This is a genomic window from Phormidesmis sp. 146-20, assembly GCF_052939475.1.
Map to the genome: position 1 here is coordinate 73,645 of NZ_JBJPHT010000013.1, position 23,946 is coordinate 97,590.

General features: G+C 47.8%; 25 protein-coding genes. 13 read left to right on the forward strand and 12 right to left on the reverse strand.

Annotation, left to right across the window (positions count from 1 at the left end; all coding sequences use genetic code 11):
• Positions 1 to 553: 553 nt before the first annotated feature.
• Positions 554 to 2,179, reverse strand: a complete 1,626-nt coding sequence (locus ACKFKH_RS13040) for a PRC-barrel domain-containing protein (RefSeq protein WP_446858734.1) — start codon at positions 2,177 to 2,179, stop codon at positions 554 to 556.
• Between the two features lie 115 nt (positions 2,180 to 2,294).
• Entirely contained in the window at positions 2,295 to 2,471 is a 177-nt protein-coding gene (locus tag ACKFKH_RS13045) for a hypothetical protein (RefSeq protein ID WP_446858735.1), read from the reverse strand.
• A 386-nt stretch (positions 2,472 to 2,857) separates the two neighbouring features.
• Between ACKFKH_RS13045 and ACKFKH_RS13050 the strand changes: the two genes are divergently transcribed.
• The gene (locus ACKFKH_RS13050) at positions 2,858 to 3,268 is read left to right on the forward strand and encodes a hypothetical protein (protein ID WP_446858736.1); all 411 of its coding nucleotides are present in this window, start codon (positions 2,858 to 2,860) and stop codon (positions 3,266 to 3,268) included.
• A 167-nt stretch (positions 3,269 to 3,435) separates the two neighbouring features.
• Here ACKFKH_RS13050 and ACKFKH_RS13055 read toward each other — a convergent pair whose 3' ends face one another.
• From ACKFKH_RS13055 to ACKFKH_RS13065, 3 genes are all read right to left on the reverse strand, one after another.
• Entirely contained in the window at positions 3,436 to 4,677 is a 1,242-nt protein-coding gene (locus tag ACKFKH_RS13055) for an ATP-binding protein (protein ID WP_446858737.1), read from the reverse strand.
• 213 nt (positions 4,678 to 4,890) lie between these two features.
• Positions 4,891 to 5,214 carry a ChaB family protein gene (locus ACKFKH_RS13060; protein WP_446858738.1) on the reverse strand — a complete coding sequence of 108 codons (324 nt, stop codon included), beginning with the start codon at positions 5,212 to 5,214 and terminating at the stop codon, positions 4,891 to 4,893.
• 125 nt (positions 5,215 to 5,339) lie between these two features.
• The gene (locus tag ACKFKH_RS13065) at positions 5,340 to 6,791 is read right to left on the reverse strand and encodes a glycoside hydrolase family 13 protein (RefSeq protein WP_446858739.1); all 1,452 of its coding nucleotides are present in this window, start codon (positions 6,789 to 6,791) and stop codon (positions 5,340 to 5,342) included.
• 257 nt (positions 6,792 to 7,048) lie between these two features.
• Here ACKFKH_RS13065 and ACKFKH_RS13070 point away from each other — a divergent pair, with 257 nt between their 5' ends.
• On the forward strand, positions 7,049 to 7,879 hold the full coding sequence (locus ACKFKH_RS13070; protein WP_446858740.1) for a glycosyl hydrolase 108 family protein: 831 nt from the start codon (positions 7,049 to 7,051) through the stop codon (positions 7,877 to 7,879).
• Between the two features lie 309 nt (positions 7,880 to 8,188).
• On the opposite strand, the gene ACKFKH_RS13075 is transcribed toward ACKFKH_RS13070, so the two are convergent.
• Together ACKFKH_RS13075 and ACKFKH_RS13080 are read right to left on the reverse strand one after the other, a co-directional pair.
• Positions 8,189 to 8,581 carry a hypothetical protein gene (locus tag ACKFKH_RS13075; RefSeq protein WP_446858741.1) on the reverse strand — a complete coding sequence of 131 codons (393 nt, stop codon included), beginning with the start codon at positions 8,579 to 8,581 and terminating at the stop codon, positions 8,189 to 8,191.
• Positions 8,582 to 8,898: 317 nt separating this feature from the next.
• Positions 8,899 to 9,735, reverse strand: a complete 837-nt coding sequence (locus ACKFKH_RS13080) for a M28 family peptidase (RefSeq protein ID WP_446858742.1) — start codon at positions 9,733 to 9,735, stop codon at positions 8,899 to 8,901.
• Between the two features lie 274 nt (positions 9,736 to 10,009).
• Here ACKFKH_RS13080 and ACKFKH_RS13085 point away from each other — a divergent pair, with 274 nt between their 5' ends.
• From ACKFKH_RS13085 to ACKFKH_RS13100, 4 genes are all read left to right on the forward strand, one after another.
• Positions 10,010 to 11,653 (forward strand): iron uptake porin, encoded by a 1,644-nt coding sequence (locus tag ACKFKH_RS13085; RefSeq protein WP_446858743.1) that lies wholly within the window; start codon positions 10,010 to 10,012, stop codon positions 11,651 to 11,653.
• Between the two features lie 75 nt (positions 11,654 to 11,728).
• Entirely contained in the window at positions 11,729 to 12,610 is an 882-nt protein-coding gene (locus tag ACKFKH_RS13090) for a transporter substrate-binding domain-containing protein (RefSeq protein WP_446858744.1), read from the forward strand.
• Positions 12,611 to 12,707: 97 nt separating this feature from the next.
• Positions 12,708 to 13,397, forward strand: a complete 690-nt coding sequence (locus ACKFKH_RS13095; RefSeq protein ID WP_446858745.1) for an amino acid ABC transporter permease — start codon at positions 12,708 to 12,710, stop codon at positions 13,395 to 13,397.
• Complete coding sequence (locus ACKFKH_RS13100; RefSeq protein ID WP_446858746.1) at positions 13,390 to 14,127, forward strand: amino acid ABC transporter ATP-binding protein; 738 nt, start codon at positions 13,390 to 13,392, stop codon at positions 14,125 to 14,127. Before ACKFKH_RS13095 ends, ACKFKH_RS13100 begins: the two co-directional genes overlap by 8 nt.
• On the opposite strand, the gene ACKFKH_RS13105 is transcribed toward ACKFKH_RS13100, so the two are convergent.
• Complete coding sequence (locus ACKFKH_RS13105; protein ID WP_446858747.1) at positions 14,124 to 15,029, reverse strand: PhzF family phenazine biosynthesis protein; 906 nt, start codon at positions 15,027 to 15,029, stop codon at positions 14,124 to 14,126. The two genes, ACKFKH_RS13100 and ACKFKH_RS13105, sit on opposite strands and share 4 nt — an antisense overlap.
• Before the next feature lie 1,208 nt (positions 15,030 to 16,237).
• Here ACKFKH_RS13105 and ACKFKH_RS13110 point away from each other — a divergent pair.
• On the forward strand, positions 16,238 to 16,780 hold the full coding sequence (locus ACKFKH_RS13110) for a Uma2 family endonuclease (protein ID WP_446858748.1): 543 nt from the start codon (positions 16,238 to 16,240) through the stop codon (positions 16,778 to 16,780).
• Between the two features lie 99 nt (positions 16,781 to 16,879).
• On the opposite strand, the gene ACKFKH_RS13115 is transcribed toward ACKFKH_RS13110, so the two are convergent.
• Entirely contained in the window at positions 16,880 to 17,311 is a 432-nt protein-coding gene (locus ACKFKH_RS13115; RefSeq protein WP_446858749.1) for a PPC domain-containing protein, read from the reverse strand.
• 44 nt (positions 17,312 to 17,355) lie between these two features.
• Positions 17,356 to 18,123 (reverse strand): DsbA family protein, encoded by a 768-nt coding sequence (locus ACKFKH_RS13120; RefSeq protein WP_446858750.1) that lies wholly within the window; start codon positions 18,121 to 18,123, stop codon positions 17,356 to 17,358.
• A 144-nt stretch (positions 18,124 to 18,267) separates the two neighbouring features.
• On the opposite strand from ACKFKH_RS13120, the gene ACKFKH_RS13125 reads away from it, so the two are divergent.
• A complete protein-coding gene (locus ACKFKH_RS13125) occupies positions 18,268 to 18,831 on the forward strand; it encodes a DUF3455 domain-containing protein (RefSeq protein WP_446858751.1) in 564 nt (187 codons plus the stop codon).
• Positions 18,832 to 18,864: 33 nt separating this feature from the next.
• Here the strand turns inward: ACKFKH_RS13125 and ACKFKH_RS13130 are convergent, their stop codons facing one another.
• Positions 18,865 to 19,218, reverse strand: coding sequence for a retroviral-like aspartic protease family protein (locus ACKFKH_RS13130; RefSeq protein ID WP_446858752.1), 354 nt, complete (start codon positions 19,216 to 19,218; stop codon positions 18,865 to 18,867).
• A gap of 189 nt (positions 19,219 to 19,407) precedes the next feature.
• Here ACKFKH_RS13130 and ACKFKH_RS13135 point away from each other — a divergent pair, with 189 nt between their 5' ends.
• From ACKFKH_RS13135 to gatA, 5 genes are all read left to right on the forward strand, one after another.
• Positions 19,408 to 19,698: a nucleotidyltransferase family protein gene (locus tag ACKFKH_RS13135; protein ID WP_446858753.1), complete on the forward strand. Its 291-nt coding sequence runs from the start codon at positions 19,408 to 19,410 to the stop codon at positions 19,696 to 19,698.
• The gene (locus ACKFKH_RS13140) at positions 19,688 to 20,026 is read left to right on the forward strand and encodes a HepT-like ribonuclease domain-containing protein (protein ID WP_446858754.1); all 339 of its coding nucleotides are present in this window, start codon (positions 19,688 to 19,690) and stop codon (positions 20,024 to 20,026) included. Before ACKFKH_RS13135 ends, ACKFKH_RS13140 begins: the two co-directional genes overlap by 11 nt.
• A 12-nt stretch (positions 20,027 to 20,038) precedes the next feature.
• Positions 20,039 to 20,785: a pentapeptide repeat-containing protein gene (locus tag ACKFKH_RS13145; protein WP_446858755.1), complete on the forward strand. Its 747-nt coding sequence runs from the start codon at positions 20,039 to 20,041 to the stop codon at positions 20,783 to 20,785.
• A gap of 481 nt (positions 20,786 to 21,266) precedes the next feature.
• On the forward strand, positions 21,267 to 21,605 hold the full coding sequence (locus ACKFKH_RS13150) for a hypothetical protein (RefSeq protein WP_446858756.1): 339 nt from the start codon (positions 21,267 to 21,269) through the stop codon (positions 21,603 to 21,605).
• Positions 21,606 to 21,712: 107 nt separating this feature from the next.
• Positions 21,713 to 23,173, forward strand: a complete 1,461-nt coding sequence (gene gatA, locus ACKFKH_RS13155; RefSeq protein ID WP_446858757.1) for an Asp-tRNA(Asn)/Glu-tRNA(Gln) amidotransferase subunit GatA — start codon at positions 21,713 to 21,715, stop codon at positions 23,171 to 23,173.
• Between the two features lie 116 nt (positions 23,174 to 23,289).
• Here gatA and hisB read toward each other — a convergent pair whose 3' ends face one another.
• On the reverse strand, positions 23,290 to 23,928 hold the full coding sequence (hisB, locus tag ACKFKH_RS13160) for an imidazoleglycerol-phosphate dehydratase HisB (protein ID WP_446858758.1): 639 nt from the start codon (positions 23,926 to 23,928) through the stop codon (positions 23,290 to 23,292).
• Positions 23,929 to 23,946 lie beyond the last annotated feature (18 nt).

Sequence of the window (23,946 nt, forward strand, 5' to 3'; positions counted from 1 at the left end):
CTCCTACGAGTGAGCAACTTTGAACCGTAAATCTAGTCTGAAAGTCTTCCAGATTGGGAGGTTGGGGGGCAGAAGCAGTTCACAACGAAGCGAAAAAACTCAATAGAATTCACATCAATACAAAACAAAAGGTGAGCCGAACCTTTAAACATTCCGACCCACCTGCGGGAATCTAAGTTGTGAGTTCCTGACTTAGGCGATGTGCAACTTTTTCCTAGCCCCGTTTGAAGGGGGTTGGGGAATCGTACCGTTGGAGGCACAGTTTAGAGATCCCTTAATCCCTCTTCAAAAGCTACTGTGTACACACAAGTCGATCGATCTGTCATCGCCGAGATCCCCTGCCCCCTAAATCCCCCATTCTGGGGGACTTTGAGAAAGAAAGGCTTCTAGAATGCAAAGAAACTTCTCAGGGGTTCAAAGTCCCTCACTCGTGGGGGATTTAGGGGGCAGAAGCCGACTCAAACGGAAGCAATCCACTTGTTTGTACACGGAATCTTCAAAAGGGGGACGTTGATCAGAAAGTTGCACATTGCCTTGACTTAGCAGTTTTGACCTAATTGTGCGATCGTGCCTTGGCTCGTTCAATTTGTCGTTCTAGTGCGGCAATTCCTGGCTCAGAGGCTCGAAGTTCGGCTTCTGCAATGATCGGGTGTTCTTTGTAGACAGAGTTAAGCAGAATATTGAGAACGCCGCCTGCATCTGCCCGCCGAACCGCCTCATGCGTAATAATCTCACCTACATTCAAGATCACCTGGTCTTGAGGATCTAAAATCACGCGGGTAACAGGTCGTCCTAGTGCCGATTCGATACGTTGTTGGTGTTGTAGTCGCTCACTCCGTTTTTGAAGCGTCATAAACTGCTCTTTGAGTTGTTGCCACAGCGTACTGACATTTTCTTGAGCAATCAGCGCTTGTTCTCGAAGCTGAGTTCCGGTACTAGAAAAAGTATCGTTTGCCTGACGACGCACAACTGACAGCGAAGGCAAGCCAACAGATTCTAGAAGGGCCGCTTCTTGGCGATGAGATTGGGCGCGATCGACCATTTGATCCGTGACGATCTGGCCGGGAGCCGCAATAATGCGATCGTCTTCGTCCCGTACCATTCGCTGAACCCGCCGACCTTTGGCTTGTTCGATCATGGTTTGGGCAAACTCACTGCCTTGAGCGATCGCACTTCGAGATAAGGTTTGTAGTCTGGTGCTGGCTGACTGAGTAGACTCTTGTAATTGCCGATTAATTTCTGCTGTGAGGCTGCCGTTAGTGGCTCGATAAACCTGGTCTAATACACCCAATCGCTGCGCCTCTTCTGCTAGAGACAGCGTAACGACTTGATCTTGAACCATCAAAACTAGCCCATCCAATGTGTAAATCGGACGATCGACCAGTTTGCCAACGACATGTTCTAGCTGCGCCTCTGGACTTACTAAGGCATTGGTGATCGAAGCGGCTGCACTTTGACTGCCTTGATCAAACCGATCGCTGGCGCGACTGCTGGCTTCTTGAAGTTGTAGTTGGGTTGTCTGAGCAACTTCTTTGAGTCGATGATTCGTCTCTTCGGCAGATTGTTGTAGGCGCTCGCTGGCAGATTGTGCGGCAGATTGAAGGCGTTGGGTTGCGACTTCGGTGGATTCTTGAATTCGGCTAGTAGCGGTTTGAACTGCTCCCCGAATACCGCCCACCTGCTCCGCCATCAAATCAGCCGTTTCGGGCGGGACAAACGTAATATCTTCGCCAATATTTACCGTTTTGGGAGCCGGGATAAACGATCGCCCGGAGTAAGCATCTGCAAATAGACCACCCGATGCTTCATAACCCTCGATCGTGCCGCTCTGTTCATCAAAGTACAGGTCAACAATCAGTCCCAAATAGCGTCCATCTGTCGTCAAAATTCGGTCTCCTTTCAGCACCAGTTTATTCACTAAAACCGACTGAATTTCAGGAACTCGTTTTGCCGAAACGATCGCAGTTTTATCAGGAATCACAATCGCATCGGGCCCGATCGCTTGTATATTCTGCCAGGAAACCACTTGTGGCGACTGAAACAATCCCCCTTCGCTGACTAAAAAACCAAGTAGCTGATTGGCAGTCTGGTCAAAAATGAGATCCTGCACTCGTGCAATTCGTTTGCCTGTGTCAAAAGCAACTATGACTTTACCCAGAACATCACTACCTTTACGCATCTCTTTTCCTTATCTATTTGTACTAAAAGCTTCTCGAAGTGACCGAGCGGCAGACTGGTTTGCCTTTCAATAGATTGAATATTCGTTACTCTCACGGTCTGTTGAACTAAGCTCGTTAAATCACTTCTTCAACTCGGCTTGGCTGATAGTTATATCGACCGTCTCGCCCAAATCCTTGAATCAAATTGATATAGCCTGCAAATTCTAGAAAGGTGCCCGCTGCGATCGCCAGCAACAGAAATAGAGCGATCGTCGAATCAGAATTAGAACGCTTGCCCACCAATCTCGGCATAGTATTTCTCCCTGTAATCTAGTTTCAGTAAATCAAAGAGCAGCGTTTAGAAGCGTTTTCTACCTTGTGAATGTAGTAAAAACGATTCTTACGTTTGTCCCAATACAGTGAGTGTATAGAGAACTTGACAGGCTTCGCACCTCTCAATAGATGTAAGTCTTATGGATAGGAATGATTAGTTTTTCGATGTTTTATTCAGCCGTAATTTATTAATTGTAATATTCATTCCCTAGAAGCCATAGTATTGCTGAAAGCTACGCCAAAAGACAGAGAAAAAGCTGAGTTTTATTAAATAACTCCCCTCTCAAGATAGTGTGTTTGAATTTACAGAAGGCATAATCTTTCCATTGAGCGACAATTACTATTCTTTAATGAGGACATCAATTATGGCTAACGAAACTGGTAAGAAAACTGCAAGAGATACGTCTGAGCGCGCCGAATTTGACACCTACGATCGTGGGATTGTCCCCGCTGAGACAGCCGCCCGCAAAGAACGAGAAGGAGAACTTTATAAACAACATCCCACCGAAGAACGGGAAGCCAGCGCGCCTACGGATGACCAGACCGACTCAGAAAGCATCCGCACGACAGATGGCTACACGGTAGACAAGGAAGGGTTGGTTAACAACTATGCGGTCGAGCCAGAAATGTACTACGAAGTGCCCGGAGATGCTCGTCAAGTAGAAGAAGAACGGGAAGCTGCCCGCGCCGCCGAACTCGCCGAAGTTAACGATGGTAGTGAAGGTGAATTGACAATGGAGAGAGACGATCGTGGCAGAGGACCAGGAGCTGTTTAACTTAACGCCACTTCAATAGAGCGCTCTTGCTTCGGAGTTTTGTAGGGGGATATTGACACCACTAAACTACTGGAAGTCCTTTTATCCCTCGTTTCTAATTTAACAAAACCTCAGATCCCTAATTTCTTTAAGAGATTGGGGATTTTGTAATAGATTAGAACTTGAACTTATTTAACAGTTTTGGCTTGAGAAGGTAATAAGTCTGATTCTAAAACCCCCTCGATCGGAAACGTTACCTTAAAAGTCGAACCTTTACCAGGCTCCGAAACAAGACTAATTTCACCTTGTAATGACTTGACCAATCGATCGACGATCGCTAACCCCAACCCCGTACTGTCAGCCGGATGAAATCCTGTCGGCAAACTCGCTCTCGCAAAGGGCTGAAATAAGCGACTCTGATCTTCTGGTGAAATGCCTAAACCTGTATCAGTCACGCTCAACAACCAGTGCTGAGAGGTTAGAGAATGCGCCTTGATCGTGATGCCTCCCGTCTCAGTGTAACGAATTGCATTACTCACCAAATTGGTTAAAATCTGTTGCAGTCTGAGCGCATCGATCGTGACTTCATCAGGTGCAAACTCATCCTCAATGTAAAGCTGTAACCCTTTATTATCAGCAAGCGGCTGCATCACCTCGATTACAGTCTGGATTAGCGATCGTACTTCCACGGTTGATTGCTTGAGGGCGACTTTTCCTGGCTCGTAGCGTGACCACTCCAGCGTGCTATTAATTAGACGTAACAGCAATCGACCACTTCGCAACACCTGTTCAATATGACTCAGACTGGGGGCGGTATCTCTAACATTAGAAGGGACATTAGAGAGCTGTTGCTGACGCAAAAACAGTTCTGAGTAGCCAATAATTGACGTAAGCGGCGTTTTTAATTCGTGTGCCAAAACGGATAGGCTGTCTTGATTGACATGTACCAGTCGATTGAGTTCTTCAACGGTTAACATCAATTGACTTTGCACCTGCTCTAATTCTTGTAGTCGTTGTTCGACATAGCTTTTAAAGCACTGAGAAATCGCTGCATCAACCACCATATCAATTAGAGAAATGGTTCGCAGTAGTTCATCTGGCGTTCCTTGAAGTAACTCGGTTTTTAGGTGAGCAACGATCGTCGATCGCAGCAGATGATATTCGCGCACAACTTCAGTCGGATCAAAGTCCTGTTCTGCTCTGAGTGCTCCATGTTGAAAGCTGGCTTTTGCAATGGTATCTAGATCACTCACTTCCGTTTTTGCCAACACTGTTGAGAGCGCGACTAACACGTCTGCAACATGATCTTCGACTGCCTTGCGGGAAAGATGATCAGTACTTTTGATCTGTTCATCTCGAAAGACAGCATCAATCCAGGATTGAGCGATCGTTTCTACCTTGTCGGACAATAATTGACTAAAATCTTGCATAAACTTGCATAAAAAGTAAATGTTAAGCTAACACTTCTGCAATTACCGCTCTGTGACTTTAAGAAGAATAAGAAGGAGCTTAAAGGGGTCATACATTCTGCATAGTCTAACATCAATTATTTTTGCGATTATTTCTGCAACAAAGAAGGGACGTGTACAATAACGCCCCCGTCCTCGACTATCCAAAACAGCATAAAAAATGCAACGCTTTATCTAGTTGGCGCTGGATTCAGTACCAGAACTCAATACATTATCATCTGGTTTTTCTTTGCGGTGCCAGCTTCCATCCTCACCACGCTGAAATCCTTGCTTGATGGTATTCCAGGCGACACTGAGCGCAGCTTCTCGACCCAGACCATCATCCTGTGCATTCTTAAAAGCAGCCATAAAGACTTGATCAGACCCATCCATCAGTTGATCAGTCACTTCCGATGGCAAACCAGTATTTTGTTCATCTACATCGTCTCGCTGTGCAGCAATATCATCCGCTTGAAAACGATCGGTTGCTTGTGCAGTTTCAAAGGGTTGCTCTGGCATAAAAATACTCCTGTTAACTATCTTTTCGAGCAATCATTCTATGAATTTGGTTCCTCAATCTCATCCTTCTAAAAGCAGGAAAAATCCTCAACTGATCTCTGTCTAAAAGAAGAAATTTTTGATTGCTAACCCAACACACAGCCTGAGCGGGCGGAGAGATTGATCGCTAGTTGCTCGCTTGTTTCTGATAGATTAGCCGACCCAAACAATAGTTTATTGGGCAGTGCTTTTAATTCTATTTTGAAGCGATCGAGGCTGAGTTTTAGTGCAGAAGTTCCAACATTGACGGCAATGATCAGGACTTCTTGATCGAGGGTGCGGGCAAAGATGTAGCCGTCTCCTTCGGCATGAAGAACTTTGTAGTTGCCAATCCTCAAAGCAGGGTGAGCGTGACGCAGGGCAATTAGTTGACGGTGATAGGTGAGAAGGTTCTGGTTCCACTCGGATGGATCTGGAAAACCGCGACGAGAATCAGGGTCGATCGCGCCCGGCAAACCCACTTCATCCCCATAATAAATGCTAGGCGCACCGGGGTAAGTCATCAGCAACAGTGTAGAAAGCTCAATACTAGGCACATCACCATCGGCAATGGTCAGTAATCGCGCAGTGTCATGGCTCGCTAATAGATTTAACTGAGTTAATTGAATCTGCCAATCATACAGTTTTAACAACTTTTGAATCTTCTTGGCGTACTGAGAAGCCGATAGAGCCGGATACGGTTTGTAATCACGACTTTCAACCTGATCGAGAATCACCCGATCGCCTGCTGTAAATGCGATGGTCGGCCCTGTAAACAGATAATTCATCACACCATCAAATTGAGTCCCATCCAACCATTGTCGAGAATCTCCCCAGACTTCACCCACGATGTAGGCTTCCGGATTGACAGCTTTGACGCGATCGCGAAACTCCTGCCAAAATCCCTCAGCTTCGATCTCAAACGGTACATCCAACCGCCAACCATCAATGCCAAACTTGAGCCAATATTCAGCAATCTCCATCAGATATTCGCGCACTTCTGGATTGTCGTGATTAAACACGGGCAGCGCTCGATTGCCAAACCATCCCTCGTAGTTGGCGGGAAACTCTCCGTTATAGGCATTGACGGGCCATTTATAGATTTTGAACCAGTTGACCCAGGGAGAATGCGGCCCGTTTTCTAACACATCATGAAAGAAGAAAAACCCCCGACTCGAATGATTGAACACCCCGTCTAACACCACTTTGATATCGCGGCGGTGAGCCTCATCCAAAAAATCTCGAAATGCTGAATTGCCACCCAAGAGGGGATCAACTTGATAATAGTCGTGTGTATGGTAGCGATGATTGCTGGCTGATTGAAAAATCGGAGTGAAATAGATCGCAGTGATACCCAAATCTTGAATATAATCTAACTTCTCTGTGACTCCCCACAAGTCTCCCCCCTTATAGCCTTGCAGCGTTGGGGTTGCCTGCCAGTCTTCCCAGCGATCGTGCTGCAAAAATCGATGAGGTGGCGTTTTAGATTTGGCGAAGCGATCGGGGAAAATTTGATAAAAAACCGCGTGTTTAACCCAGTCTGGTGTTTGAATTTGCATCGAGGTTGTTCGGTGAAGTGGTTCTGTGATCTCCATTGCCAAGGGTACAGGCCCTTGAGAATTTTTGAGTCTCACCTGTGGTAGAAAATACCCTTGTCAAATTCCTGTTTATTGAAAGTGCGATCGCAACTAGCATTCTAGAGATTATTAAATTTTTGCTACAACAAGAAGCTTTTTCATCTCCGTAAGCCACGATAGCTACAGCCAGAAGTGAAACTCCTTACGCTGAAAAGTTACCTCATTCCCAGGGTCAATCTATGCAACTTAAAGATTTGGTCGCACAAAACAAAGTCATCAACCTGGCAACGCTGACCAGTGATAAAGAACTTGTCAAAGATCTGCAAACTCGTCTAAGTGCGATCGGCTTTTTGCCCGGTGATGTCAAGACGACGATCGATGGTGTGTTTGGGCCTGCTACAAAAGCCGCGCTTGAAAACTTCTGCAAATCGGCTCATCTCAACAATGCTGCGACGGGTTTGTTTGGCCCAACCTTTGCCCGCAAATTAGTCGATGTGCGTCCGCCTTTAGTCGCTTCACCAGCCTTGGTCGCCAACAGTCCTAAAAATGATGCGCTGGCAACAGCCCTCAAATTTACGCTGCAATGGGAAGGCGGCTACGTTAATCATCCCGATGATCCCGGTGGGGCGACGAATATGGGGGTGATTCAAGACACTTACGATACGTATCGAATTGAGAAACGGTTGCCGACTCAGCCTGTTGAGTTGATTACCCACGAAGAGGTTCACGACATCTATTTTTCAATGTATTGGAAGCCGTCTCAAGCCACAATTATGGTGTTGCCGCTGGCGGTGGCGCACTTTGATACGGCGGTCAATTTTGGAGTGGGTGGCGCGATCGAGTTTTTACAAGAAGCGTTGGGAATCAGCGCGGATGGGGTTTTTGGCCCTGGCACTCAGGCAAAGCTATCAGCTAACAACAATGCTCAAACCGCCGCCAAAATTGTCCAGGGTCGGATTAATTATCGCAATCAGCGCGTGGATTCTAATCCCAGTCAAGAGGTTTTTTTGCAGGGCTGGCTCAATCGAGACAATGATTTGGGGCGCTTTTTGAAGACGGCGATCGGTTGACAGGGATGAGGAAGAAGGAATGAGGGAGAACTTCGATGATCTGTTCCCCCTGTGGGGGTAATCTGGTTCGCGAGGAGGGATGAGTCGCCTATTCCTTGAGACTTTAAGCGGTAAGGTTTCGTTAATTTTGTCGGATAGGTTTTGTCAGATCGTTTTGTTAGATCAACGTGGACTCGGCTCTTTGCGGGTGACTTGAAGAAATCGGTTTTTTTGCTTCGGGGTTTGGATCTTTTGCCTCCCAACTCCCTACTTCTGGAGGACTTTCAGACAAGATTTGTGGTGCAAAGTTTCTTACAGGTTGAATCTGCGTTAATCGATGATGTACTGGAAGAGCAAGTAGACCATAAAGGTTAGCCAGATCAGGGCAAATAGAGCAGTTCCCAGTGATAGCCAACCGATCGCACTGAAAATGCTGACAAGTCCCTGCCCTTGAATGGTGCTAGAACGGCGGTGAAACTCCTGCCAAAGAACGATCGTGGCATTCACAGCCAGCACGCCTGCAAACATCGTTGCCCACTGTAGCCAATCTTGCTCGGTGATAAATCGATATCGAGAAATTAGGGTGCCAGCATTGGCGCTACTGGGGACAAACGTGGGATTTCTCAAGGGTGAAATGCGGTGGATGAAAAGAGCGATCGGCACCGTTAAACCGACTAAAAATCCCAGACTGATCGCTGGAAGGTATCGCCATCGAGAAGCCATTTGTCTAGATCCTCCGATCGTTCCTGTTGAGCGGCTGTAATCGCCTGCATAGCTGAAATTTGAACCTAGCACTGAGTAGTTTGTCTTTGCCACCCACACTATATCAAATCAGTTTGTTAATGCTACAGATCCTTCGCCTCCTAAATCCCCCAATCAGTGGTGTCAAATTAAGAAAAAGGAGAAAAAATCAAGGGGGCGTGACTTGTGATCTAGGGTAAAGCTAGATGCATGAGAGGTCAGTGGGATGCCTAGAAAACATCGTTACGACCCTGTTGTGGCAATGGCGGATGGGTCGGCGTTGGAAGCGCAGCTAACCGTTACAAATGACGGATTCCGGTGATGAGTCCCGCGCAAATGCCTGTCAGGAAGTCGAGATCGATCGTTTCCAGTCGATCGCTGTCCTGGTGATAATGGGGATTTCTCAAGTCGGCAGTGTCGGTGATCATAAAAGCTCGATCGCCTCGATCCCAAAATGGCGCATGGTCGCTGCGGCGTGTCAGAGGGAGAATTTTCCCTTTTTGGGGGACGGGCAGCCATTCACACTTGACTCCAGCTTGACGAATCGCTTGATGCAGACGCAGCATATCGGGAATCGATTTTAAATTGCCAACCAACCCAATAAAATCGCCCTGATGAGGATAGAACCGCTCCAGTCCAGCGGGATAGGTTTGAGAATGGGGGCGTGAAGTGCAATAGCCCAACATTTCGAGCGAAATCATCAGGCGTAACGGTTCGTTTTGCAGGGAATTAGCGTAATGGGTGCTGCCTGCTCGATCGTAAGTCGTTTCCTCAAAGTCAAAGGCAACCAATCGAACAGGATATCGAGCCGAATCTGTACTAAAAGCCCTCGCTAATTCGAGTAATACAGCTACTCCGGTGGCATTGTCGTCGGCTCCAAGAGAACCCGGAAAAGTATCGTAATGGGCACCAATTAAAATCGGTGGTTTGGTTTGTTTTCCTGCCAGATTTAAAACCCAATTTGTATGCGTTCTTTGACCAATTTTGAACTCGTGACGATCGACCGATCCCCATTGTTCAAATGTTTGGCGAATATATTGCTGTACATAAAAATGTCCGACTGTTGCTAGATAAGCATCTCGTTCTCGAATAATTTCTAAAAGGTGCGATCGCAGCCGTTCTTTGAGTTCCAGCATCTTTAAAGAGTCTCGCTCACTAACTTACTGCTTTAGAGGGATGAAATCAAAAATTAGAGAAAGGAGTATTCTTTCTAACAAAACTTTTATAACAATCAGTCGATGATCAGCAGGTTGGTGTGTTGAAATCTTTGAACATTCAGAATTTTTGATGGTAATTCTGATCTCTTCAAGCAGAAAGTTTTGAGTTCTTGCAACCGACTCGAATCGAAGTGATTTTTCTGGATGCGATCGAGTTCTTTCATAGACTTTTCAGAGGTGTGAGTGAGATTTTATGATTAAAAAAGAACTGCAACAAGGCGCGATCGGACTGGCTTTTCTTGCAGGAGGGTTACTTTCTAACACAGCGGCTTGGGCAGAAAGTCCCGCGATCGACGCGCAAAATTTTGGTCTAGAAGCCGATTCCCCTGATGTGGCGGCCCTGGATCAAGTCACCTCTGTCTCGCAGCTTACGGATGTGCGTCCGACTGACTGGGCGTTTCAGGCGTTGCAGTCTCTAGTCGAACGGTATGGCTGTATTGCAGGATATCCCGACAAGACCTATCGCGGCAATCGGGCCATGACTCGCTACGAATTTGCGGCTGGATTGAATGCTTGTCTCAATCGTGTGAATGAATTAATTGCAGCCGCCACCTCGGATTTAGTCAAAAAAGAAGACCTGGCAACCCTACAAAAACTTCAGGAAGAATTTGCCGCAGAATTGGCAACCTTGCGCGGACGAGTCGATGCCTTAGAAGCCCGCACTTCAACCTTAGAAAAACAGCAATTTTCAACCACAACCAAGCTGGGCGTTGAAGTCGTAGCCTATCTAGCAGACGCTTATGGAGACACTGCCGATCGCCTCAACAATCCCAACATTGGCTATCGGGCCCGCTTTGATTTTGACACCAGCTTTTCGGGGAGAGATCGGCTGAGAGTCCGCTTACAGTCTACTAATCTGCGCCGCTTGGATACGGGCACTCAGTTTCCGGCTGGAGTCTTGAGCGGACAGACTGACGAATCGCGCTTTTTGGCCACCAGCGTTTCTCAAAATGGTCAGGTCACAATCAATCGGCTGCAATATCGCTTTCCTGTTGGCGAAAATCTCACGGTTTATCTAGACGCGAATACGATCGATCCCAGCATTATCACCGATCCAATTACGCCCTTCAATGATCAGGTCACAGGCTCGCTTTCTAACTTTGCTCAAATTAATCCGATTTTCTTTCCGATCGGCAACCGGGCTGGATTGGCTGCCAACCTCAAACTCTCACCCGCAATCAGTTTGGACTTTGGCTACTACGGAGAAGACTCGACGCTCGGCGGGCCCAACTTCCCAGACGAAAAATCAGGCATTTTTAACGGGGGGCATAGCGCCTGGAGCCAGCTTGTTTATAACTCTGGAGCGCTGAAATTTGGTCTGATGTATGTGAATACCTATTCAGTCGCCAATGGAGTCGATACTCTGGCAGGAAGCAATGCGGCAAAAGTGATCGGGGCAGGGCCAGTACAAGGCAATTCTTACGGCGTTCAGCTTAGTTATCGATTGGCTCCCAAATTTGAACTAGCTGGCTGGGTTGGCTACACCGCGGCCCGATCGCTCGGAGACGGCACCAAAGGCGATGCAGATGTCTGGAACTACGCCATCAATTTAGCGTTTCCTGACCTGGGCAAAAAAGGCAATCTGGGCGGCCTCGTCTTTGGAATGCAGCCCAAACTCACCAGCACTAGCAATGACGCACTCGCCCAAGCGATCGGACTCCCCGCAGGTCAACGCAGCGATCGCAACACGGGCTATCACATTGAGGCATTTTACCGCTACCAACTCACGGACAACCTTTCGATCACACCGGGCGTAGTATGGCTGACGGCTCCTAATCATGACGATCGCAATCCCGATGTCGTCATTGGAGTAATCCGAACTACCTTCGTGTTCTAGATTACCTACTTCGGTAGTTGTGAGCATTGGATTAATTGATTTACATCTGTTGTAAGAAGTATGAGGGTGAATAGAATGAAACGACGAAAGGTAGTACTGAGTGGATTGTTTTTGACATCGCTGGCGACCAGTGCGATCGTCGGATGCAGCAATCAATCGGCCAGCACTCAGGGTAGTGGCGGCGACAGTAAAGTTTTAACGATGGTCACATCACCAGACTATCCACCCTACGGATTCTACGACACATCGGGAGGTGAACGAAAAATAGTCGGGTTTGACATCGACATCGCGAACTATATCGCCAAAGAATTGGGATACGAACTGAGAATTCAAGAATCCAATTTTGACGGTCTGATTCCCGCTCTGCAAGCCAAACGCGCTGATTTTGTCATGGCAGGAATGACCCCCACCGAGGAGCGCAAAAAAAACGTTGATTTCTCGACACTTTACTTTCAAGCGCAGAATGCGATCGTTGCTCTCAAAGGCAGTAATTTGACGACTCCAGAAAGTCTAGCAGGCAAAAAAGTGGGGGTACAGTTAGGCTCGATTCAAGCAGGCGACCTTAAGAAGATTAGCGAAAAAGTCAAAGGAATCGAAGCCAAAACGCTCAACAGAATCCCTGAAATCGTTCAAGAAGTCAAATCAAAGCGCATCGATGCCGCCATTATCGAAAACACCGTGATCGAAGGGTTGATCAAAACCAATCCCGATCTAGAGTTCAACATCATCCCCTCTGAAGGGCCGTCGGGGTCAGCGATCGCCTTCCCAAAAGGGTCAACTCGCGTCGAAGAATTCAACAAAGTATTACAAAAAATGAAAGACAGCGGAGAACTCGATCGCCTCGCCAAAAAATGGTTCTCCACCAGCATTCCTCCCTCTCCAGCAGCGTCCCCAGCCGCCTCTCCAACCCCCTCTCCAACCGCTTCCCCAACTGCCTCCCCAACCACCTCACCCTAATCTTCCACCACCCTCAAACCGAGGGATCACAGAAAAATTAAATTTATTTTCTCCTCCCTCCTCCCTCCTCCCTCCCGATTATGCTCCCATCCTTCATATGTTGACTTCCCTACCCCTTCTGGCAGCCCTTAACTTAGATTTTGGCCGTATCCTTCCTGATATTCCTTTTATTCTGAGTGGCATTCCCCAGACACTTTTATTTACGTTTACTTCTGTATTCTTTGGTCTACTGCTCGCGACAATACTCTCTCTATTCAAAATCTCTGGCATCAAGCCCCTCTACTGGTTTGCCGTCGCGTACACGTCTGTATTTAGAGGAACACCCCTCCTGCTGCAACTCTCCTTGATCTACTTCGCGACCCCTCAGTTGATTGGTTATGATATTTCTGCATTGCAGGCAGGAGTGTTTACCTTTAGTCTCAACTCTGGCGCTTATATGTCCGAAACCATTCGCGCAGGGATTCAAGCGGTTGAGAAAGGTCAATCTGAAGCTGCGATGTCGTTAGGAATTCCTTACCCATTGCTGATGTGGGATGTGGTGTTGCCCCAGGCGTTGAAGAATATATTGCCAGCGTTGGTCAACGAAACGATCGCTCTCCTCAAAGACTCCTCCCTGGTCTCGACGGTGGGCGTTGTCGAAATTCTTCGGAGCGCTCAAATCGTGGGGTCAAACAAATACATCTATTTTGAACCGTTGATTTTTGCAGGATTGCTCTATTACATTCTGGTCATGGCACTCACGTACACCGCATCCATTCTAGAAAAGAGGTTAAGACGCAGTGAATAATCAAACCGTCATTCGAGTCGAGTTTTTGTCCAAATCCTTCGGGACGCTCAAAGTGTTGGATGATATTTCAACAGAGATTCATCGAGGCGAAGTCGTGGCCGTTTTGGGGCCGTCTGGCTCTGGGAAATCGACCTTTTTGCGCTGCATGAATTTATTAGAGCGCCCCACACGCGGACGCATTTATTTCAACGATCAAGACATCACTGCCGCGCATACAAATATTGCTACAGTACGCCAAAAATTGGGAATGGTGTTTCAACACTTTAATCTGTTCCCCCACATGACCACGCTCAAAAATGTCACCTATGCGCCGATCAAAATTAAACACGAAAGCGAATCGGAAGCAAAACGCAAAGGAATGGAGCTATTAGCAAAAGTTGGATTAGATGAAAAGTGTGATGTGTATCCGTCTCGGCTCTCTGGCGGACAAAAACAGCGCGTCGCGATCGCCCGTGCCCTCGCGATGGAACCCGAAGTTATCCTATTTGACGAACCCACCTCCGCCCTCGACCCCGAAACCGTCAAAGAAGTCTTGGACGTGATGAAATCTCTCGCTCAGACAGGCATCACAATGGCGATCGTCACCCACGAAATGGGATTTGCCCGCGAAGTTGCCGATCGCATTCTCTTTTTAGACCAGGGCAAGCTGGCCGAAGACGCTTCTCCGAAAGACTTTTTTGCTAATCCCAGGTGCGATCGAGCCAAACAATTCCTCGAAAAAATGCTCTAAACAAATTCGCCTCTCGCTACCAGCACCACCTGACCACCGACGGAAACCTCGATCGCATCGCCCGATTTTTGCGCCTTGAGAAACAGCAGCGACGGCCGTCCAATCTCATAGCCTTGTTCGACGCGAATCTCAAGAGCGTGATGAGTTACTTGCAAGGGGTCGCCAAAATAGTCATACTTCGCCAAATATCCCGCTAGACAGCCATTGGCGCTGCCCGTTGCCGGATCTTCAGGAATGCCCATCGCCTCGACAAAGACTCTGACGCTGAGTTGATTGATCGGCTGGTAGGGTTCTGGACAAAAAATCAGCATGGCCTGCGCGTCTGTAGTCTGGATCAATTCAAACAAGCGATCGCGGTTCGTTTTAGCCTGCTTGAGCGATCGCTGAGTCTTTAACGGCACGATAAAAAAAGGCAGCCCGGTCGAGACTTCTTGAATCGGATAGCGATCGTCCAGATCCGAGGGGTCAAGATTGAGAATGGACGCGATCGTCGTTGCCTCAAATTTTCGTCCAAACGTCGGGGGATTTTGGCGCATCCACAGCAGGTCGATCGTCCCATTGGGGTAGTTGAGCGTCACCGGAATCGGCCCCACTTTCAGGTTGAGCGTCACCGATTCGACAGGCTGCCCGATGACTTCTCGTTGCAGAATAAATGCAGTTCCCAGAGTGGGATGTCCAGCAAACGGCAACTCGCGATCGGGCGTAAAAATCCGCACGTCATAGCCGCCTTCTCGCATCTCCTCAGACAAAATGAACGTCGTTTCTGAATAATTGATCTCTTTGGCAATTCGCTGCATTTGCTCCGTGGAGAGGTTTCCACAATGACGAAAGACAGCAAGCTGATTGCCCGCATACTTCTCTTCGGCAAACACATCGACAATGTAAAACGTCAATTTTTCCATCGGTTAATCTCGCACCAAACACCCTAACAGTACATCGGCTAGCCAGATTTTTGGGTCAGCTTCGATCGACAAGAGTGATGTTGTTCTAGCGCCAGTCCGATGAAGTTTTTTCGCTTCGCCGTAAAGGGCTTTTGCTCGCCAATTTTAGAGAATTTTAACGTGAATTCGATGAAATCTTTCGCTGCGGTTGTGAATCCAGGCAGCCCCCCAAATCCCCCACGAGTGAGGGACTTTGAACCCAAGATCTTGTCTGAAAGTCCCCCAATTTTGGGGGGTTGGGGGGCAGAAGCGCTGAAGAACGAAGCAAAAAAACCTCTAGGACTTACGCACTGTACAAGAGAGCCATTGTGTGGGGTAACGTATCTGCGTTAGTGTGGGCTTTTAAAAACTGCCCTTTGCGGGCTGAGATCGCTAGATAGGAAGCAGAAAAATCATGCTCAAAGGGCTGAAAACCATACCTCCTATCTTGGATTTTCTGTCAATGCGTAAGTCCTAACCTCATCGAATTCACGTAACTTTAAAGCAAGATTTCCGGCTCAGGAATGAGAGTTTTAAACAATACCGAATTTTGTAGCGATCGTCTTGAAAGTCAAGAGGGAGAGCCAATCTTTTGAGCTGCGAAGACCCCTGACAAAATGACGGCAGCACAAGCCACAGCGAACGGAGGTGCGTCCGTCTGATGACCCTGCTCTTGTTGAGCCTACAGGCACCCACGCTACAGAGCGGTATTGTCTACTGAGGGAGTGACGGGTTACGCACCTCTCAAGATACAAGGGCTGGGGATGAGGGCAATCCGAGATTTTGCACAATTGGGATGCTCCCGTTTGAACAGATCCAGGTTTCGTTGAAGCGTTTCTCATATCAGACCTCACCTTTACACAACTTCTCCCTTAGTAAGTAGCTGGGTGCAATTAAACTGAAGACCCTCATCCCCTGGCCCCTTAAGCCGGACTCTTGATTCTTGCTCCCTCTCCCCAGGGAGAGGGTCGGGGTGAGGGTCTTTAGAGCGTTTTATGTTTAATTCAGCCCGTCTACTTATCAGAAGCACGAAGCGCTGAGGCGAAGAGAAGGGAGAACTGCGATGATCTGTTCCTCCTTTGGGGGTAATCCGCTACGCGAGGACGGATAAAAGGGAAGTCTGATCTCGCCAAAAGCTGCCAACACCCTCACAATAAAACTATCGAGCCAAAGACTGTACAGGAGGCTTTATGCATTTGACCACTCAAGACTTAGAAAACATTCAGGCGCATTACCCCAACTATCGAATGGAGTTGGTCAATGGAGAAGTGATCATCATGAGTCCCTGTGGATACGAATCAGACGAGGTAGCAACCGAAGTGGCAAGAGTTTTAGGCAATTGGGTTAGACCTCGCAAATTGGGACGTGTGACAGGCTCTAGTGCAGGCTTTAAGTTGCCAAACTCTGATACTCGTGCGCCAGATGTTTCGTTTGTCCAGGCAGAACGGCTACGTCGCAGTCCCCGCAGTTTTGCTGAGTTAGCTCCCGATCTGATGGGGGAGGTCAAATCGCCTACTAACAGCCTTCAAAAACTGAGAGACAAGATTGATGAGTTTTTGCAACAGGGCACCAGAGTAGGAATTTTGCTCAATCCAGAACAGCGTTGGGTTGAGATGCGCCGCTCAGACCAGGAAGTTGTCACGTTGCAAGATGGCGATGTTTTGACGGTTCCCGATCTGCTGCCTGGTTGGGAAGTAGCCGTTACCGATTTATGGGCACCAGAGTTTGAGTGAACTCGATCGCGCGCTATTCTCGATCGCTCATCCAATCACGTTTCTTCCACCGTTTCAAATCGATTCGTCACAGCGTTGTTAAACTAATTCATCTTCTGGTTAAGGAACGGGTTTCAGCTTGGTTAATTTTAGTTTGAAGGGCCCGCCCACGGTTTCCCCAAATGCCTTCACGCGCACGATGTAATTTCCGGGCTTGCCGATTCGCGTAAACAATAATGAATTGGTCGTGCCATCTGGGCCGTCGTCGTTCTCAGAAACCGTTTCGCCTTTGGTCGTCATCAGCGTCACGATCGTATCAAAATTGTCTGACGATAAATCGATCGAAATCTGATCACCCGCTTGTAGTTGGATCGAGTAATCTCGCGCAAAATTGCCCTGTCCTGTAGGAATGTCAGCATCCGACAGCGTATCCGAAATCTCCTTACCAGAAGTCAGCGGAATTGGCGTATAAATTTTGTTTTGGGCCACCACAGCCCGATCGAGCGCCACCATCAAAGATACCACCGCCAACCCGTTAATCCACCGTTTCATCTCACTCACCACCAAAATTGCTCAACCTCAACCAACAGCACCCCTTATCCCTTCAGCTTCTCCAGGGTCGCTTCTAACTCCGGCAACTCAACCGAGCCAGAGAAAACCACTCCATTCATGACAAAAAACGGAGTCCCTTCAACGCCTAGCTTTTCGCCTAACTGGAGGTCTTGAACGATCGCCGTCTCTGCCGCCTTACTGGAGCGATCGCGCTCAAATCGCGCGACATCTAATCCCAAAGTCTTGGCAGTTTGTGAGTAAAAGGCTTCCCCTAACTGTTTCTGATTGGTAAACAGCGCATCGTGATACTCCCAAAATTTGCCCTGCTGTCCAGCGGCCCAGGCGGCTTTTGCGGCAGGCATCGCCTCAGCGTGAATCGTGATTAACGGAAAGTGCTTGTACACTAAAGTCACTTCGTCGCCGTGTTTTGCTAAAAACTGTTTGAGTGTGGCACTGGCCGCCGCGCAATAAGGACACTGAAAGTCAGAAAACTCGACCAGCACAACCTTTCCAGCTTTGGCACCCGTCGTCGGAGACTGACCAATCACCGCCCTCGGATTCGTTTTCATCTGATCAACAAACGCCTGCTGGGACTGCCGCTGCTGATCTTGCTGTTGTTTTTGGTAAGTCCTGACCGATTCGAGAATCACTTCTGGATGCTTGCGAATAATTTGCAGCACTTGCTCTTCTAGCTGGGGGTTAATCGGCGCTGCCAGTAAAGGGGAACCCATCACCAACAGCCAACTCAACAGCAAAAAACCAGCTAACTTTACGGCTTGCTGAAGGTGCGATCGAAATCCAAGTTTTTTCACGTTTGTTCCCTTGCCTGACATCATTAAGCCGGGTTTCCCCTCTCAGCCATCTGAAGATTTTAGCTTTTCAAGGCGGACTGCTGCATAAAGTCAAACGATCGCTCGTGTAATCTCTCAGCTATCTATTCTTCTAAGGAGTCCGCCATGAATCGACTTTCTTGCTTGCTGCTCTCTGTGATCAGTCTGGGAACCTTGAATCTTTCTGCTCAAGCTGCTCCTGATGTGCCCAAAAATTTACAGGTGCCATCGGGTCAAGAACTTTTGTTCAAAATGGCGGCTCAAGGCGTGCAGATTTATGAATGCAAAGCTAAAGCAGAAGATGCCAATCAGTTTGAATGGACACTAAGAGCACCTGATGCGGTGTTGCTCAACGACCAAGGCAAAACGACTGGAAAGCACTACGCCGGGCCCACCTGGGAAGCCAATGACGGCAGCAAAATTGCAGGGCAACTCAGAGAAAAGTCCGGTGCGCCCGACAAAGATACGATTCCCTGGCTATTGCTGGAGGCCAAATCTCATGAAGGAAGCGGCAAATTTAGCCCCGTCAATTGGATTCAGCGATTAGAAACGACAGGCGGCAAAGCGCCTACTGAAGGGTGCGATCGGGTTCGCAGTCAATCTCAAGTCCGAGTCAGCTACACCGCCAACTACTATTTCTACGGCTCTTCTACAGCTAAGACCACTCCCCAGCCAGACTATTACTATTAGACCGCTTTAAGTTGAATCCCCTTCACGCCTTTCCTAATAAATCGTCAGGTAAGTTTCTGTAGAACTGATGGGTAACAGTCTTAAGGTCTGATTTTGTAAATCTAGCTTGATGCCCAACGCCTCTAAAGGAATCACACCCAGAAGGGGATCGCGACCTCCGGGCAACTCCAAACATTCAAATGTCCCTTCTCGCCCCCGCAGAGAAATCTTTGCATCCTGAAAGATTCGAGCTTTGCCAATTCCCATTGCGGTTGAGACGTTGACTTCTTTGAGAATTTGCAGTCCTAGCTGGGCGATCGTTTCTGATGGCAAACAGAGTGTTGTAGCTCCTGTGTCCACCAGAACATTTTCTAAGGTCACCGATCGGATCTGTGTTTCAGAAATCACGTCCGCTTCTGCCAAAATTTGGTCAGCCCGCTTGTTATGCTACCTTGAGTTATCGGTGGGAGCGCAAGCGGCAAGCTATCTGTGGACACGATGCCCAAGTAGCTGTGAATTTTTGGTTGAGACGCAATTGGGAGGTGACTGGTGGGCTACAATTTTCGATAGGTTTTTCTTTTCATTGCAGGTTAGGTAGTGCGAAAACAGGAGGCCCTTATATTACTGGCAAAGCACCAAAACACGCTGAAGGATTTTGGCGTAAAGTCTCTGATGCTGTTTGGTTCAGTAGCAAGAGATGAAGCGCGAATAGACAGCGATGTCGATCTGCTGGTAGAGTTCGATCGCCCGGTCGGGTTGTTCACCTTTGTACGCTTGAAACGATACCTGGAGGAGATTTTAGAGAGTTCGGTTGATCTGGGTACACCCGACTCCCTCAAACCTTATCTACGGGAACCTGTTTTTCGGGAGGCGATTCGTGCCTTCTAGAGATTGGCAAAATAGAGTAAGAGATGTACTAGCCGCGATCGCAGAGATCCGAGAGTTCACAAACGAGACAACCTTTGAGGAGTTTCAAGGCGATCGCAAAACGATCAGGGCAGTCTTGTACAACCTAGCAATTATTGGTGAAGCAGTTCGTAGCATTCCACCTGATGTGGAAGTTTCACATCCTGAAATTCCTTGGGATGATGTGCGTGGAATGCGAAATATTGTGATTCACGAGTATTTTCAGGTGAACCTATTCATCATCTGGCAAACGATTCAAGAAGACCTTGTTTCATTAGAATTCTCGCTTCGCCAACTGATAAACCCTTGAGGAAAGTCTGTAATGGCGAACGAGGAACATTTAGCAATTCTTCGACAGGGTATTGAAATTTGGAATGATTGGGTAGAAGAAAACCCAAACATCGTTCCTGATTTAAGTGGAGTAATTTTAAGCGGGGCAGTTTTAAGTAAGGCAAACTTTTTTAGTAGTAATTTTAGCGGAGCGATTCTAAGTGGAGTAATTCTAAGTGAAGCTGATTTAACAGGTGCTGATCTCAGTGGAGTGGTTCTAATTGGAGCAATTTTAAGTAAGACAGTTCTCTTCGGCGCTAATCTCAGAGGAGCTAATCTAGGCGAAGCAAATTTAAACAAAAGTATTCTAAGTGAAACTGACCTTAGTAAAACTATTTTAAGAGGAGTAAATTTAAGTGATGCCGCCCTTAGCAGAGCAAACCTGCGTCAAGCTAATTTAAGTGGAGCTAATATTAATGATTCTGACTTTGTTAACGCTGATCTAAGTGGTGCCAACTTAAGCAGAACTCAAGCATTAGGAACAGATTTCACAGGAGCAATTTTTACAGCTACTTGCTTAGAAGACTGGAATATTAATACTGGTACTATTTTAGATGATACTGAATGTCAGTATGTTTATTTAAAGTCGGGAAATCAAGAACGTCGTCCAAGTAGTGGAGTTTTTGCCCCCGGCGATTTCAACAAGCTTTTCCAAAAAGCTTTAGGTACAGTTGATCTAATCTTTAGAAATGGAGTAGATTGGAATGCCCTACTGATTTCTCTAGAGAAACTAAAATAGGACTTACGCATTGACAGAAAATCCAAGATAGGAGGTATGGTTTTCAGCCCTTTGAGCATGATTTTTCTGCTTCCTATCTAGCGATCTCAGCCCGCAAAGGGCAGTTTTTAAAAGCCCACACTAACGCAGATACGTTACCCCACACAATGGCTCTCTTGTACAGTGCGTAAGTCCTATAAAAGTTGAGACAGAAGGGAAAGAGCTATCAATTCAGGCAATAGAAAATAAAAATGATGGGGCATTTATTGTTCGCGTCAATGTACCACTAGGAGCAGATAAAGCAAAATTAGAAAAATCTCTGAAACAGCGATATGAATCGGCTCTCAAATCTATCAACGAGAAGTATCGGCATCAACTACAAGCAAAAGATCGAGAAATTGAAGCTTATCAACACCAAAATACTAATTTGATGGAAATTGCCAGACTAATGGCAAGTAGACCAGTTAGTGTGGAAGCAAAGGCAATCGTGGAGAATCATGTAATGAGTGTAGATCGACATATCAATACAGGTGGCGGTAACTATATTGAATCTAACACCGGAACGTATGTTCAGGGTAACTACATCAATATGGGTAGTGACTTGAGCAGGGCAGCAGCACAAATTCAAGACTTGATTGAGCAGTTGCAGAAGAAAGGAGTGACAGTTGATGTTGCTCAGGAGCAGGTAGCAAGAGACATGGCGACTCAGGCTCAAACCAATTCGACAATCAAAGCCAACTTGTTAAAGTGGGGGCAGTCATTGGGAGATGCAACAGTGAGTGATGTGGTCAAAGGGGCTGTTAAATTGGCTATTCGTTCCGCAGGAATTCCCTTGCCTTGAGTTTATGAAGAAGCGACGGCAGCATAACAACCCCTCGATTGCTGCCTATCGCCCCTATACTATTTAGTTGGAGCTGAAACGACGCTGAAACAGAGAGAGGGCATTACATGGCATCCATTCGCGAGTTGCATCAACAACTCATCCGCAAAGAACGGTCTGCTGCCGAAATCGCTCAAGCTGCCTTGGATCAGATTCAAGCACTAGAGCCAAAGCTTCATAGCTTCTTGCACATCACCGCCGATCGTGCCCTGGCGCAGGCCAAACAGGTGGATGCCAAAATCGCGGCTGGCGAGGAAATTGGGCTGTTGGCGGGGATTCCGATCGCCCTCAAAGACAACCTCTGCACCCAGGGCATTCCCACTACTTGCGCGTCCAAAATTCTGCAAAACTTCGTGCCGCCTTACGAATCGACCGTGACGCAAAAAGTCGCAGATGCCGGAGCCGTGATCGTCGGCAAAACCAATCTGGATGAGTTTGCAATGGGCGGCTCGACTGAAACTTCTGCTTACCAACTCACCGCCAATCCCTGGGATCTGTCTCGCGTGCCGGGTGGGTCGTCTGGTGGGTCGGCCGCGGCCGTTGCTGCCGGAGAATGTACCATTTCGCTGGGGTCGGATACGGGCGGCTCAATTCGTCAACCCGCTTCTTTTTGCGGCATTGTCGGACTCAAACCCACCTACGGACTCGTTTCTCGATATGGGCTAGTCGCCTTTGCGTCCTCATTGGATCAGATCGGCCCCTTTGGTCGATCGGTCGAAGATACCGCCATTTTGCTCAACGCGATCGCCGGATACGATGCCAAAGATTCGACCAGCCTCAAAGTAGACATTCCCGACTACACGCAGTTTCTCACCCCCGATCTCAAAGGCAAAAAAGTTGGTGTAATTCGAGAAACCTTTGGCGAAGGGCTAGATCCTGAAGTCGAAAAAGCGGTGAGAACGGCGATCGAGCAACTCAAAGACTTGGGAGCCGAAATTCAAGAAATCTCCTGTCCTCGATTCCGCTACGGCATTGCCGCTTACTACATCATCGCCCCGTCGGAAGCCTCCGCCAATCTAGCCCGATACGATGGAGTCCGATACGGTGCCCGCATTGAGGATGCCGAAAACTTGATGGACATGTACACCCGCACCCGTGCTGAGGGCTTTGGCGCAGAAGTGAAACGTCGGATTATGATTGGCACCTACGTTTTATCAGCAGGCTACTACGACGCTTACTACCTCAAAGCTCAGAAGGTCAGAACGCTAATCAAGCAAGATTTCGAGCAAGCCTTTTCTCAAGTCGATGTATTAGTGTCTCCCACCGCGCCAACGACTGCCTTCAAAATCGGTGAGAAGACGGCTGACCCGCTGAGTATGTATTTGACCGACTTGATGACGATTCCCGCAAATCTGGCAGGTCTTCCCGGCATGAGCGTCCCCTGTGGATTCGATAGTCAGGGAATGCCGATCGGTCTCCAAATTTTAGGCAACGTTTTGCGAGAAGACCAGATCTTTCAAGTCGGCTACGCCTACGAGCAAGCGAGTGACTGGAAGGAACGATCGCCAAATCTGGGAGAGAAGAAATGAATAGGCTTCCTGCACGCATCATAGATGCCCTCCGACTGCTCTTGCGAAGCTAACCTTAACCGCCAGGTATTCTGCGGAATTTATTCACCAGGTTATTCTAAAGGCAATGGGGGCAGTTAAAGCACGCCTTTTGAACTGGGAATCGTATGGGCCCGACGCGGATCAATTTCGGTTGCCATGCGGAGCGATCGCGCAAAGGCCTTAAAGGTCGCCTCAATAATGTGGTGAGAATTAATGCCGTCTAATTGCCGAATGTGTAGCGTCATCTGGGCATGGTTGACGATCGCCACAAAAAATTCTCTCACAAGCTGCGTATCGTAAGTTCCCACGCGCTGAGTCGGAATGTCTAACCCATAGCTGAGATGGGGACGACCCGAAAAATCGAGCGCTACTTGAATTAAAGCTTCATCCAACGGGGCGACAAAATGACCAAAGCGGACAATGCCTTTACGATCGCCCAATGCCTGAGCCAACGCCATCCCCAACGTAATGCCCACATCCTCATTGGTATGGTGATCGTCGATTTCAATATCGCCTGTCGCTTGCACGTCGAGATCGATCAGTCCATGTGACGCGATCTGATGCAGCATGTGATCTAGAAACGGCACCCCTGTTTTGGCAACACAGTGACCTGTCCCATCCAGATTGAGGCTAACTTTCACATCCGTTTCGCCTGTTTTGCGAGTCACGGAAGCGGTGCGAGCTAACTGAAAGCTAGAGGCAAGAGGACGATCGCTGGTCTGCATAGGAGTCATTTCAAAAGAGATGCTTCT